General features: G+C 43.9%; 13 protein-coding genes. 6 read left to right on the top strand and 7 right to left on the bottom strand.

The window, feature by feature from the left end; all coding sequences use genetic code 11:
• Positions 1-16: 16 nt before the first annotated feature.
• Positions 17-1,372, top strand: a complete 1,356-nt coding sequence (locus tag ACFQ3Q_RS01250; protein ID WP_380742138.1) for a dihydrolipoyl dehydrogenase family protein — start codon at positions 17-19, stop codon at positions 1,370-1,372.
• On the opposite strand, the gene ACFQ3Q_RS01255 is transcribed toward ACFQ3Q_RS01250, so the two are convergent.
• From ACFQ3Q_RS01255 to ACFQ3Q_RS01280, 6 genes are all read right to left on the bottom strand, one after another.
• A complete protein-coding gene (locus ACFQ3Q_RS01255; RefSeq protein WP_380742140.1) occupies positions 1,369-2,166 on the bottom strand; it encodes a tryptophan-rich sensory protein in 798 nt (265 codons plus the stop codon). The two genes, ACFQ3Q_RS01250 and ACFQ3Q_RS01255, sit on opposite strands and share 4 nt — an antisense overlap.
• Positions 2,167-2,176: 10 nt before the next feature.
• Positions 2,177-2,809 carry a ligase-associated DNA damage response endonuclease PdeM gene (gene pdeM / locus ACFQ3Q_RS01260; RefSeq protein ID WP_380742142.1) on the bottom strand — a complete coding sequence of 211 codons (633 nt, stop codon included), beginning with the start codon at positions 2,807-2,809 and terminating at the stop codon, positions 2,177-2,179.
• A 54-nt stretch (positions 2,810-2,863) separates the two neighbouring features.
• Positions 2,864-4,027, bottom strand: a complete 1,164-nt coding sequence (locus ACFQ3Q_RS01265; RefSeq protein WP_380742143.1) for a methionine aminotransferase — start codon at positions 4,025-4,027, stop codon at positions 2,864-2,866.
• Between the two features lie 80 nt (positions 4,028-4,107).
• The gene (locus ACFQ3Q_RS01270; protein ID WP_380742145.1) at positions 4,108-4,854 is read right to left on the bottom strand and encodes a succinate dehydrogenase/fumarate reductase iron-sulfur subunit; all 747 of its coding nucleotides are present in this window, start codon (positions 4,852-4,854) and stop codon (positions 4,108-4,110) included.
• 65 nt (positions 4,855-4,919) lie between these two features.
• The gene (locus ACFQ3Q_RS01275) at positions 4,920-6,923 is read right to left on the bottom strand and encodes a fumarate reductase/succinate dehydrogenase flavoprotein subunit (protein WP_380742146.1); all 2,004 of its coding nucleotides are present in this window, start codon (positions 6,921-6,923) and stop codon (positions 4,920-4,922) included.
• A 12-nt stretch (positions 6,924-6,935) separates the two neighbouring features.
• A complete protein-coding gene (locus ACFQ3Q_RS01280; RefSeq protein ID WP_380742148.1) occupies positions 6,936-7,598 on the bottom strand; it encodes a succinate dehydrogenase cytochrome b subunit in 663 nt (220 codons plus the stop codon).
• 268 nt (positions 7,599-7,866) lie between these two features.
• Here ACFQ3Q_RS01280 and ACFQ3Q_RS01285 point away from each other — a divergent pair, with 268 nt between their 5' ends.
• From ACFQ3Q_RS01285 to ACFQ3Q_RS01305, 5 genes are all read left to right on the top strand, one after another.
• Complete coding sequence (locus ACFQ3Q_RS01285; RefSeq protein WP_380742150.1) at positions 7,867-8,799, top strand: DnaJ C-terminal domain-containing protein; 933 nt, start codon at positions 7,867-7,869, stop codon at positions 8,797-8,799.
• Positions 8,796-9,086: a chaperone modulator CbpM gene (locus tag ACFQ3Q_RS01290; RefSeq protein ID WP_380742152.1), complete on the top strand. Its 291-nt coding sequence runs from the start codon at positions 8,796-8,798 to the stop codon at positions 9,084-9,086. Before ACFQ3Q_RS01285 ends, ACFQ3Q_RS01290 begins: the two co-directional genes overlap by 4 nt.
• A 160-nt stretch (positions 9,087-9,246) precedes the next feature.
• Positions 9,247-10,539: an aminopeptidase P N-terminal domain-containing protein gene (locus tag ACFQ3Q_RS01295; RefSeq protein WP_380742154.1), complete on the top strand. Its 1,293-nt coding sequence runs from the start codon at positions 9,247-9,249 to the stop codon at positions 10,537-10,539.
• A 94-nt stretch (positions 10,540-10,633) separates the two neighbouring features.
• The gene (locus ACFQ3Q_RS01300; RefSeq protein WP_380742156.1) at positions 10,634-11,404 is read left to right on the top strand and encodes an alpha/beta fold hydrolase; all 771 of its coding nucleotides are present in this window, start codon (positions 10,634-10,636) and stop codon (positions 11,402-11,404) included.
• A gap of 73 nt (positions 11,405-11,477) precedes the next feature.
• Positions 11,478-11,729 (top strand): hypothetical protein, encoded by a 252-nt coding sequence (locus tag ACFQ3Q_RS01305; protein ID WP_380742157.1) that lies wholly within the window; start codon positions 11,478-11,480, stop codon positions 11,727-11,729.
• On the opposite strand, the gene thiL is transcribed toward ACFQ3Q_RS01305, so the two are convergent.
• Positions 11,726-12,790 carry a thiamine-phosphate kinase gene (thiL, locus tag ACFQ3Q_RS01310; RefSeq protein ID WP_380742159.1) on the bottom strand — a complete coding sequence of 355 codons (1,065 nt, stop codon included), beginning with the start codon at positions 12,788-12,790 and terminating at the stop codon, positions 11,726-11,728. The two genes, ACFQ3Q_RS01305 and thiL, sit on opposite strands and share 4 nt — an antisense overlap.
• Positions 12,791-12,950: the final 160 nt, after the last annotated feature.

Genomic DNA, 12,950 nt, shown 5'->3' on the forward strand with positions numbered 1-12,950 from the left:
GAAATAGAACTTAAAAATGGGGATCAAGGAATTTGACGTATTTGTGATAGGAACCGGAACAGCAGGAAAAGGCGTGGCCAAAAATTGTGCAAAGGAAGGCCTGAAAGTGGCCATAGCCGACAACCGGGAATACGGCGGCACCTGTGCCACCAGGGGTTGCGATCCCAAAAAAGTGCTCGTAGGGCTAACCGAGATCATAGACAGGGCAAAAAAAATGCAGGGGAAAGGAATTACCTCTATGCCCGGGAAAAGCTGGAAAGACCTGATGGCTTACAAAGAAAGCTTTGTAAACACGGTGCCTGCCGCGACCGAAAAAGACCTGAAAGCCCTGGGTATAGAACTATACCACCAATCTCCGAAATTTCTTGATGAAAATACACTTTCGGTTGAAGGGAAGACCGTAAAGGCAAAGAAGATCGTGATCGCCACCGGAAACAAGCCGCTGGACCTTAAAATACCGGGAGCCGAACACGCGTTGATAAGCGATGATTTTCTCTCCCTTAAAAAACTTCCGGAATCGATGATCTTTATAGGCGCCGGTTATGTGGGGATGGAATTCGCCCATATTGCCGCCCGTTTTGGGGTAAAGGTTACGATGATAGACGTAGCCCCGCGAATACTTACCAATTTCGATGAAGATATGGTAACGCATTTACAAAAGGCTTCGGAGGAACTTGGGATAGAATTCATCTTTAATGCCGAAGCGGCTGAGATCGAAAAACTCCGAAAGAATTTCAGGCTTAAGGCTAAGCAGAATGGAAAAGAGATCTCCCTTAAGGCTGAGATGATCATTAACTCGGCCGGAAGAGTCCCTTCTATAGACCAACTGGAGCTCGAAAAAGGAAATGTAGCCTTCGGTAAAAAAGGAATTGAGGTCAATGAATATCTTCAGAACACCTCCAATAAGAATGTGTATGCCTGCGGGGATGTTTCGGCCAGTGACGGCCTGCCGCTAACACCGCTTTCTTCCCAGGAAGCGCGGATAGTTTCAGCGAACCTGTTGCATAAGAACAAGCCCGAAAAGGCGAATTTCCCTCCGCAGCCTTCCGTAGTTTTCACCCTTCCGAACCTTGCTTCGGTAGGGCTTTCAGAAAAAGAAGCGAAAGAAAAAGGCTATAATATCAGGGTGAACAACAAGCTTGCCACAAAATGGTTCAATGCCAAACGCATCAACGAAAAAGTGTATGCTTTTAAGACCATTATAGATAAAGATTCAGGAAAGATCCTGGGAGCTCATCTTGCAGGGCCTGAAGCCTCAGAAATGATCAATGTGTTTGTGCTTGCAATGTGCGGCGGACTAGACTGTGAAACCATAAAACGTATGATCTTTGCCTACCCTACCTGGGGCAGTGACCTGAAAAGTATGCTTTAGACCTTCTCCTTATTCATAAGACGATAGATAGGGTTGGTTTTCCTGTTCTTCCATCCGTGATAGGTGATGTTGGAAAGAATGGCAACGGCCCCTATCAAAGCGGTATAGGAAAGGACGGGAAGTTCATCAAAATGCCGGAAGTAAATGGCCACAAGTGCCCAGATCCCGACAGCAGCAAATTCCCTCATATTCCGGGTATAGATCATCGCAATATTGATCACTGTCGCTACCACGATCATAAGCATCGTCCATTGCAATTCATTAAAATAGACCACGTTCCAGCCAATCTTAGTGAGGTAGGCTGCGATGTTGGCAATAAGGGCCACGCTTATCCATCCCGAATAAAGGCAAACAGGCCACCAGGGAAAAGCAATGATCTTAAGAGGAGCATCCCAGCGTTCCATATTGGTGTTCAGGATCACTTTAATGAGTGAGAAAAGAATAAGAATCATAATCAACACCGAAAGGCCGGTAATTTCAAATAGCCAGGCAAAGACCCAGGCAGAGTTGGCCAGGTTGGCCAGCAGGAACCACGGTCCCGTTTTTTCTATGATCCACACCTCTTTGGTGTTCTTAAAAGCCACCCGAACCAGAAAAACAGAATAAGCAAGCAGTCCCAGATAAATGGCTCCCCAAATGGCAAAGGCATAGCCGGCAGGGGTAAACAGGTTCTCATATTCTGCGCTCAGGCTACCCACCGTATTGCCGTTTATCTCCAGGATCTGGGACACATAACTCACAGCGATAGCGAGGATGACCGAACATAAATTTAAAATGGACAGCTTCTTATTCATAAGTTCATTTTTACGAATAGACTAAAATTACCTCTTTTTTGGTTAGGGCATAAATCTCGTCCCCTTTTTCAGGCTTAATGATGTAGTTGCCGGTAAACTCACCAAAGGCCGGAAGGATCAGGCGGTGATCTGTCTTATAGAAACAAGGCAGTTTAAGGCTTTGTTTTCCCAGTCCCTGGAGATGGTATCCCGGATGAATGTGTCCGCAAATATTAAAGCTTCCATCCCTGTCTTCAGGCTGGTGGGTGAGCAGAAACTTCCCAACTCTCACTTCCTTATAGATCTCTATACCCAGCTCCTCATACTTCAGAGGGGAGATCACATCGTGGTTTCCTGAAACGAGAAAGACCTGGCAGTCAAGCTCCCCAACCCATCGCTCGAAGAGCTGCCATTCCGAATTCATCGCGCTGTGAAAAAGGTCTCCTAGGAAACAGATCATTTCCGGATCAAATCTTTTTACGGCTTCTTCAAGCTGAAGAAAGTTTTGACCAATGGCCTCTTGAGGTACAGCACTGCCATATTTTCTGAAATGCGAGATCTTCCCAAGATGAACATCACTGATGAGCAGCATCTCTTGGTCTATCCAGTATGCCGCACCCGAAGGATGAAATTCAAAATTCTGCCCTTTTAATTCTATGTTCAAATTCCTGCTTTTTTGTTTTTCTTAATTTGTATTTCCCGAAGCTGTCTCAGCCATTTAACCGCGACTCACTCTATGCAGAAACTCAGCCGCTTTCTCCAGGGTCTCATCGGTCTTTGCAAAGCAGAAGCGCAGTTGTTTATTATCCTTTTCATCGATATTGAAAACCGAAACCGGAATAGAAGCAAGCTTGTAATCCCTGGTAAGACGTTCGGCAAAAGCCACATCCCTTTCATCGGTTACTTCTGAAAAATCCAGTAACTGGTAGTAAGTCCCTCCCGAAGGTATGGCTTTAAAATTGGTATCCTCTACCAACCCGAGAAACTTATCCCTTTTCTGCTGATAGAAATTTCCAAGGCTCAGATAATTATCAGGGTTTTTCAGATAGGCGGCAAAAGCGTGCTGAATGGGGTGATTGGTACAAAAAGTTGTGAGTTCGTGTATCTTCCAGATCTCTTTCATCAAGGTTTCAGGCGCAACACAGTAGCCCATCTTCCAGCCGGTATTGTGAAAGGTCTTCCCGAAAGAAAAACAGGCGATAGCTCTTTCCGAAAGTTTCGGGTATCGCAACACGCTCTGGTGTTCTATTCCGTCAAAAATTATGTGTTCGTAAACCTCATCGCTCAGCAGGATGATATCGGCGTCTTTCAGCAGCCTTTCCAGCTGCTGCATATCTTCCTTCTCCAAAACCGTCCCGGTGGGATTATGAGGAGTATTGATAATGATCATCCTGGTTTTAGAAGTGATCTTTTCCGCCACTTCCTGCCAGTCTACCTTAAACTCCTTTCCTTTAAGTTGAACCAGTACAGGTTTGCCTCCGTTTATTTTCACTGCCGGTTCATAACTATCGTATGCAGGTTTAAAGATGATCACTTCATCTCCCGGATGCACAAAAGCCGAGATCGCGCAAAAAAGCGATTCGGTGGCCCCTGTGGTAATGGTGATCTCAGACTCCACCTTGTATTGTGCCCCGTAAAGGCTTTCAATTTTTGCTGCAAGCTGTTCTCGAAGACCAGCCACCCCGTTCATAGGCGGGTATTGATTATGCCCTGCTTTCATCGCCTGGTAGGCAAGATCCTTTAAATGATCGTCGGTCTTAAAATTGGGAAAGCCCTGTGAAAGATTAATGGCGTTGTAATCATTGGCCATTTTGCTCATTACCGAGAAAATACTGGTCTTACCAGCCGGAAGTTTCGAAGGAATACTGTGAAATTGGGACATTATTCAATTTTTAAATAATATCCATAAAAAATCCCAAACTCTAAAAGAATTTGGGATCGATTTATAAGTTGTAAAAGTGTTTATCCTTTGGTAGAAGCCGAAAGATATTCACGGTTCATTCGTGCGATATTCTCAAGAGAGATACCTTTTGGACATTCGATCTCGCAAGCTCCTGTATTGCTACAGTTTCCGAAACCTTCCTCATCCATTTGTCTCACCATAGCCTTAACCCTCTCGGTAGCCTCTACCCTTCCCTGCGGAAGCAAAGCGTACTGAGAAACCTTGGCTGAAGTAAAGAGCATCGCGCTGGCATTCTTACAAGCCGCAACACAGGCACCACAACCAATACAGGTGGCAGCGTTAAAAGAAGCATCTGCTTTTTCCTTTTCAACTGGTATGGTGTTCGCATCTACGGTATTTCCGGAAGTGTTTACCGAAACATATCCCCAGGCCTGCTGAATCCTGTCAAATGCACTACGGTCTACAATAAGGTCTTTGATCACAGGAAATGCTTTTGCACGGAAAGGCTCGATCACAATGGTATCTCCATCATTGAAAGAACGCATATGCAGCTGGCAGGTAGCGATAAGCTTGTCCGGGCCGTGAGGCTCGCCGTTGATCTGAAGTGAGCAGGACCCGCAGATCCCTTCACGACAATCGTGATCAAACTCAACAGTATCTTCGCCTTTGGCTACAAGTTGTTCGTTAAGGATGTCCAGCATTTCAAGAAAAGACATATCACCGTCTACTCCGTCTATCTGGTAGTCAACCATTTTGCCTTTAGCTTCGGCATTTTCCTGACGCCATATTTTTAGATTAAGCTTCATATCTTGCAAGTATTGAGTAAGAGTATTTAGCGTTGGGTACCTGTCCCAACCCTGAAATCTCAATTCTATTTATAACTTCTTGTTTTTAATTCAATATTTTTAAATACCAGGTCTTCTTTGTGAAGAACGGCTTCTCCCGGTTTCCCGGTATATTCCCAGGCGGCAACATACTTAAAGTTCTCATCGTCCCTTAAGGCTTCCCCGTCTTCGGTCTGGTATTCTTCCCTAAAGTGACCTCCGCAGGATTCTTCTCTGTGAAGGGCATCCTTAGCGAAAAGCTCTCCTAATTCAAGGAAATCTGCCACTCTTCCTGCTTTCTCAAGCTCGGCATTTTTAGAGTTCGCACTTCCGGGAACCTTAACATTCTTCCAGAAATCCTCTCTAAGCTCTGCGATCTCGGCAACAGCCTCTTTAAGACCCTGGGCGTTACGTGCCATTCCGCACTTATCCCACATAATCTTACCAAGTTTTTTGTGGTAAGAGTCTACAGATTCGGTTCCGTTGGCATTCATAAGGTTGTTGATCCGGTCTTTAACCTCTTTCTCAGCTGCTTCAAATTCGGCAGTTTCTGTAGAGATCTTCCCGGTACGGATATCATCAGAAAGGTAATCCCCAATAGTATAAGGCAGTACGAAATATCCATCAGCAAGACCCTGCATTAAAGCAGAAGCTCCAAGCCTGTTGGCTCCGTGGTCTGAAAAGTTGGCCTCACCCGTAGCATAACAACCAGGAATGGTGGTTTGCAGGTTATAGTCTACCCAAAGCCCACCCATTGTATAGTGAACTGCAGGATAGATCATCATTGGGGTTTCGTATGGATTCTGATCTACGATCTTGTTGTACATATCGAAGAGGTTTCCGTATTTGGACGCAACCACTTCTTTCCCCAGTTTGGTAATTTCTTCTTTTGAAGGATTCTTATGTCCTGAAGTAAAAGCTTTTTCCTTTCCGTAGCGCTCAATAGCACTGGCGAAATCAAGGAATACGGCCTGTCCTGTCTTGTTCACCCCAAAGCCGGCATCACAACGCTCTTTGGCCGCTCTTGAAGCCACATCACGAGGCACAAGGTTACCAAAGGCAGGATAACGTCTCTCCAGGTAGTAATCTCTTTCTTCTTCTGAAAGCTCGGTCGGTTTTTTCTTTCCGGCTCTTATGGCTTCAGCATCTTCTTTCTTCTTAGGCACCCAGATCCTTCCGTCATTACGAAGAGATTCAGACATCAGTGTAAGTTTAGACTGATGGTCTCCCGTAACCGGAATACAGGTTGGGTGAATTTGTGTGTAACAAGGGTTTGCGAAATAAGCTCCCCTGCGGTGCGCTCTCCAGGCTGCCATTACGTTACTTCCCATCGCGTTGGTTGAAAGGAAGAATACGTTACCATAGCCTCCCGATGCAAGCACAACGGCGTGAGCCGCGTGACGTTCAATTTCTCCGGTAACCATATTTCTGGCGATAATTCCTCTCGCCTTTCCGTCTACAAGCACAAGGTCCATCATTTCGTGACGATTGAAGGCCTGTATCTTTCCACGGTTGATCTGGCGGTTCATTGCGGAATAAGCTCCGAGTAGCAACTGCTGCCCTGTTTGTCCTTTTGCATAAAAAGTACGTGATACCAACACCCCTCCAAAAGAACGGTTATCAAGGTAACCTCCGTATTCACGTGCAAATGGCACTCCCTGGGCCACACACTGGTCAATTATATTTCCGGATACCTCAGCAAGACGATACACGTTGGCTTCCCGCGAACGATAATCCCCTCCTTTTACGGTATCATAAAAAAGACGGTAATCTGAATCTCCGTCTCCCTGGTAATTTTTTGATGCGTTTATACCTCCCTGCGCGGCAATAGAGTGCGCACGTCTTGGAGAATCCTGGTAGCAAAAAGTCTTTACATTATAACCCAATTCGGCAAGGGTTGCGGCGGCACTACCACCTGCAAGCCCGGTACCTATCACGATCACATCTATGTTTCGTTTATTGGCAGGGTTAACCAGGTTGATATTGTTCTTATGGTTGGTCCACTTTTCTGCTAGAGGCCCTTCAGGTATTTTTGAATCTAAAACTGACATAAATCTTTCGAATTAAAGGTTATTAATATAGTGAAAAAGGGCTATAAAAATAAAACCTAGTGGTATTATGATAGCGTAAGCCTTTGTAAAACCACGCAGGCCTCTGGCGTATTTATCGTTCCAGCCAACAGACTGGAAAGAAGATGAAAATCCGTGGTAAAGGTGCAATGCCAGAAATACAAATGACAATACATATAAACCGGTTCTTACCGGACTTTCAAATTTCGCTACAAGCTCGCCATAATACCTTGATGCATCCTCCGGGTGAGATTCAATATACTTATGGATCATTTCAGGAAACCAGAAGTCGTAAAAGTGAAGCCCTAAAAAGGCCAAAACCACCAGTCCGGTATAGATCATATTTCTGGACATCCAGCTTGAATTGGTATTTCCTTTATAACTGGCATATTTCACCTGTCTGGCTTGCCTGTTCTTATATTCCAGGTAAAAGCCCATCACAAAGTGAAAGATCACTCCAAAGATCAATACAGGCTGCAACAGCCCCTGTACGAGCCAATAAGTTCCCATAAAATGTGAAACATCGTTAAAGACACTGGCGCTAATTACAGATAAAAAGTTTATTGAAAAATGCTGGAGTAAAAATAAGACTAGAAAAAGTCCCGATAAGGCCATAGCAAACTTTTTTGCTATTGAAGATTTTAGTAATCCACCCATTGGTTTGGTTATTTTAGTGAAAATTTACCAGCAAAAGTACACTTCAAATTAATTACTTACAAACTTTAACACCTATTTTAGGTGCTATTTAGAACTAATTCAAAGTAGGAAAAAACCAGACCGGAATTTTGTTTTTAAAAACCCTGTATTCCGAAGAAAGGGAATAAGATTCCTTCTTTTTACAAAAAGCTTAACGGCTGTAAGGCTTATTTTTTAGTAATTTCAGGATGTTAATGAAACGTGTCATTTTCAAAATTCGATTGTTCAAATGGAATTTATAGACTACTACAAATTACTGGAACTTGACAGATCGGCCACCCAGGCTGATATCAAAAAGGCTTACCGCAAGCTGGCCAGGAAATACCACCCAGACCTCAACCCTAATGACAAGGAAGCCCAAGCGAGATTCCAACAGATAAACGAAGCTCACGAAGTGCTAAGTGACCCTGAAAAAAGAAAAAAATATGACCAATACGGAAAAGATTGGGAACACGCCGAGCAATATGAGCAGGCCAGACAGCAGCAACAACGTGCAGGCCGTGCAGGAGGATACGGTGGCGGCTTTGGCGGTGGAGGAGGCCAGCAATACACCTATTCCGGCAATTTTGACGACGATACTTTTTCAGACTTCTTCGAGCAGATGTTTGGCGGAAGGGCCAGGGCCCAGGGTTCCAGAAGAGGTCATCATTTTAAGGGACAGGACTTCAATGCCGAATTACAGCTGAACCTTAAGGATGTCTATACCACTCACCAGCAAACCCTTACCGTAAACGGAAAGAACATCAGGCTTACCATCCCGGCCGGGGTAGAGAACGGCCAGACCATAAAGATAAAAGGGCACGGTGGGCCCGGAGTTCAGGGAGGCCCGAAAGGTGACCTTTACATCACCTTTAAGATCATTAACCATACAGGCTTCAAAAGAGAAAAGGAGAATCTTTACAAATCTCAGGAAATAGATATGTATACCGCTGTACTTGGAGGTGAGATCACCGTGAACACCTTCACCGGAAAGGTGAAGCTCAAGGTCAAGCCAGGGACCCAACCCGGGACCAGAGTAAAACTAAAAGGCAAGGGCTTTCCAAAATACAAGAAAGAGAACCAGTATGGCGACCTGTATATTACTTATGAAGTGAGCGTCCCCGAAAACCTGAGCCCAAAAGAGAAAGAATTGTTTAAGGAACTTCAAAAATTACGCAAATGAACCTGGAAGACCTCATAGCAACCGAAGAAATATGTACTATATATAAGGTAGAACACACCTTTATAAGTTCGCTTCACGAGAGCGGGATCATCGAGATCGTCACGGTGGAAGAAAAAGAATACGTTCGTTCAGAAAACCTTGGACAATTTGAGCGAATGATGCGTTTGCACCAGGACCTCAATATTAACCCTGAAGGTCTTGCAGCCGTGAAACATCTGCTTGACCGGCTGGAAGAACTTCAGCAAATCAACCAGCAGCTTAGAAACCGGCTTGGGCTTTATGAGTAATTCTTCAATCCAAACCCCTGATCTGAGATTCAGTCCTTAGATTTAACCAACAAAGGCAGGTTAAAACATTAATTTAAAAGCTATTGAAAATTTCTTCCTGCTTTTAACAGCAAATGCTCCCAAATACTCTTAATTTTGAAAAAATCGAAATTTATTCACTATGAGATACGATCAAATAGACCGAAAACTGTTTATCAAGAACCGTAAGAATTTTATGGACAAGATGAAATCAAGCAGTCTAGCGGTCTTTAATTCTAACGATATTTACCCTATTGGTGCAGACAGCACAATGCCTTTTCAACAAAACCGAGACCTCTTTTACCTTAGTGGGGTAGATCAGGAAGAAAGCATTCTTGTACTTTTCCCTGACGCACCAAAACCGGAACACCGCGAGATCCTCTTCCTTACAGAGACCAATCCTCATATAGCTGTTTGGGAAGGTGCAAAACTAACCAAGGAGAAAGCCCTTGAAGTTAGCGGGATCGAGACCGTTTACTGGCTTCAGGATTTCGAGAAGGTATTTTTCGAACTAATGACCCAGTGCGATACAGTTTACTTTAACACCAACGAGCACTACAGGGCGACCAATAAAACCGAAACCAGGGATATGCGCTTCATCAAATGGTGTAAAGAGAAATACCCAGCACACCAGGTGGCAAAAGCCAACCCTATACTTCAGCGTTTAAGAGCGGTTAAAGATCCAATAGAGCTTGACCTGATGCAAAAAGCCTGCGATATTACCGAAAAAGCTTTCCGCAGAGCTCTTAAATTCACCAAACCGGGAGTTTGGGAACACGAGATCGAGGCCGAATACTGGCACGAGATGATCAGGAACCGTTCCCGAGGATTTGCATATACGCCAATCATCGCCAGCGGAAACAACGCGAACGTCCTGCATTATACCGAAAACAATCAGCAGTGTAAGGACGGAGACCTTATCCTTTTAGACACGGGAGCTGAATATGCAAACTACTCCAGTGATATGACCAGGACCATTCCTGTTTCCGGAAGATTTACCAAGCGCCAGAAAGAGATCTATGATGTGGTTAACAAGGTAAAGAAAGAAGCCACTACCTGGCTAACCCCTGGGACTATGTGGACCGAATACCACAAGGAGGTAGGAAAACTGATGACCTCAGAGTTGCTTGACCTCGGACTTCTTGACAAAGCTGATGTTCAGAACGAAGACCCTAAGTGGCCGGCATACAAAAAATACTTTATGCACGGTACTGCCCATAATATTGGTCTTGATACACACGATTATGGAATTTTGACACAACCTATGGAAGCAAACCAGGTATTTACCGTGGAGCCGGGAATTTATTTGCCGGATGAAGGCTTCGGAATTCGCCTTGAAGACGACGTGGTGATCCAGGGAAAAGGAGAGCCTTTTAACCTGATGCGCAACATTCCTATTGAAACAGAGGAGATTGAAGAGATTATGAACTCTTAAGATAATATTCCTTTTTTATAAAACTGAATGCCACAAAAGCCGGAGACATCAAATCCGGAATTTGTGGCATTTTTCTTGAATAAAACTGAGCGAAATGCAAATTAAGTACAAAGAGGCAAACATATATTTCACTTCCCGGGGTTCCGGAAAACCGCTGGTTCTTCTCCACGGCTTTTTGGAATCTTCTGAGATCTGGGGTGAGCTGGCTGCGGAACTAGCACAAGAAAGACAGGTAATATGTATAGATCTTCCCGGTCACGGCAACTCAGGCTGTTTTGGAGAAATTCACGAAATGAGCGAAATGGCCCGGGCGGTTAAGGCAGTCCTGGACAAACTGGAGATCGAAAAGGTTAGTTTTGCAGGACACTCAATGGGAGGCTATGTAGGTTTGGAATTCTATAATATTTTCCCTACAATGGTGACTGCGTTGGTACTGGTAAATTCTACACCAGAAGCCGATTCCGATGAAAGGAAGCGCAACCGGGACCGGGCAACCAGGCTGGTCAAAGAAAATAAGCAGGCATTCGTCAGTATGGCGATTTCCAACCTGCTTACCAGGGAGAACAATAAAAAGTTCCGCAAGGAGCTGGAGGTCTTAAAAAACAGTGCGATGAATATTCCTACACAAGGAATTACAGCAGCACTTCAGGGAATGAAACTTCGGAAAGACCACACAAAATTGTTCGCCGAATACGATGGAAATAAACATATTATAGCAGGAGAGCAGGATCCCGTGATGGATTTTGAAAGGATCAAGAAAATTGCAGCAACCTGCAAAAGCAGGTTCAAAGGCTTTCCTGACGGGCATTTGGCATACATGGAGAACACCGAAGCCCTATTAAATTATTTGCACTTTATCGAATAATTTAACCTTTTTGTCGATCAATTAACTTTTTTTTATAACTTTAAAACTTCAGAAACAAGTAAATCAACCTTTTATGAAGAAAAGAAACCCTAAATTATTTTCGTTCGCTAAGGTTTATTGTAACATTTTTGGTCATAAATTAAGAGTTTCAAAAAACATCACTGACCACGTTCACGAATACACCTGTGCAAAATGCGGTATGGAAATGACCGATACCGCCAATGGACTTTTAGCGAGGTTAACCCCTAAATTCAAGGAAACCAACGCTTACATCGCGAAGATCCACAAAAGACGTAAGCGAAGGATGTATGCGAAAGCCTCTTAGGCTTCTTCGCCTTCTATATCGTCCATTGAGTTCCAGCCTCGGGCTATCAATGGCAATTTTTGGTTTGCCCTGGTGATAAGGTGCATCCCCTCCCCTTCTTCGGTCATATGACCTATCACGGTAAGATGAGGATTTCCTTTTATCTTATCATAATCTTTCTGAGAGATCGTAAACAACAGTTCATAATCTTCCCCTCCGCTAAGGGCGATGGTGGTACTATCTATTTCGAATTCCTCACAAACCGAGATCACGGCAGGATCTAAAGGTATTTTTTCCTCGAAAAGATTAGCTCCTACTTTAGAGCTTTTACAAAGATGGATTATTTCAGAAGAAAGTCCGTCACTGATGTCTATCATAGAGGTGGGCTTCACGTCAAGCTCTTTTAGCAAAGGCGGAATATCCTTTCTCGCCTCAGGCTTCAACTGTCTTTCTATAAGATATGAATATTGATCAAGATCGGGCTGTGCGTTTGGGTTGGCCTTAAACACCTGCTTTTCACGTTCCAGCACCTGAAGACCCATATAAGCTGCCCCAAGATCTCCCGTAACCACAAGCAGATCGTTAGGTTTAGCCCCGCTTCTGTAAACCACATCTTCTTTTTCTGCAATTCCCAAAGCAGTGACACTTATCAACAATCCAGAGGTTGAAGAAGTGGTGTCTCCCCCTACAACATCTATATTATATAACTTTGCAGCAAGTTCGATCCCCGCATATAATTCTTCCAGGGCCTCTACCGGAAAACGGTTAGAAACAGCAATAGATACGGTGATTTGTGTAGCCTTGGCATTCATCGCATACACATCTGATGCATTTACCATCACAGCCTTGTACCCCAAATGCTTCAGCGGCATATAGGCAAGATCAAAATGAACCCCTTCCACCAGAAGATCGGTAGTGACGATGGTCTGTTTATCTTCAAAATTCAACACCGCGGCATCATCCCCAATAGCCTTTACCGTCGTAGATAATTTAGGCTCAAAGCTTTTGGTTAGGTGATCTATTAGACCAAACTCTCCCAATTCTGAAAGGTTTGTCTTCATATCCTGACTATCTTTAAACATAACGTGGACTTTTAAAATGCAAAATAAGCGAATATTATTTCAAAATAAGGCAATTTGTAACAGTTTCTGAAGAATCCAAAAATCAGATTAGCCGGTAAAAAAACCGAAGATCGAGGACAATGGGAGACTTCGAAGGAAATAAAAAGTATTTAATTAATTT

The sequence above is a fragment of the Salegentibacter chungangensis genome (assembly GCF_042678405.1).
GTDB classification, from domain to species: Bacteria; Bacteroidota; Bacteroidia; order Flavobacteriales; family Flavobacteriaceae; genus Salegentibacter_A; species Salegentibacter_A chungangensis.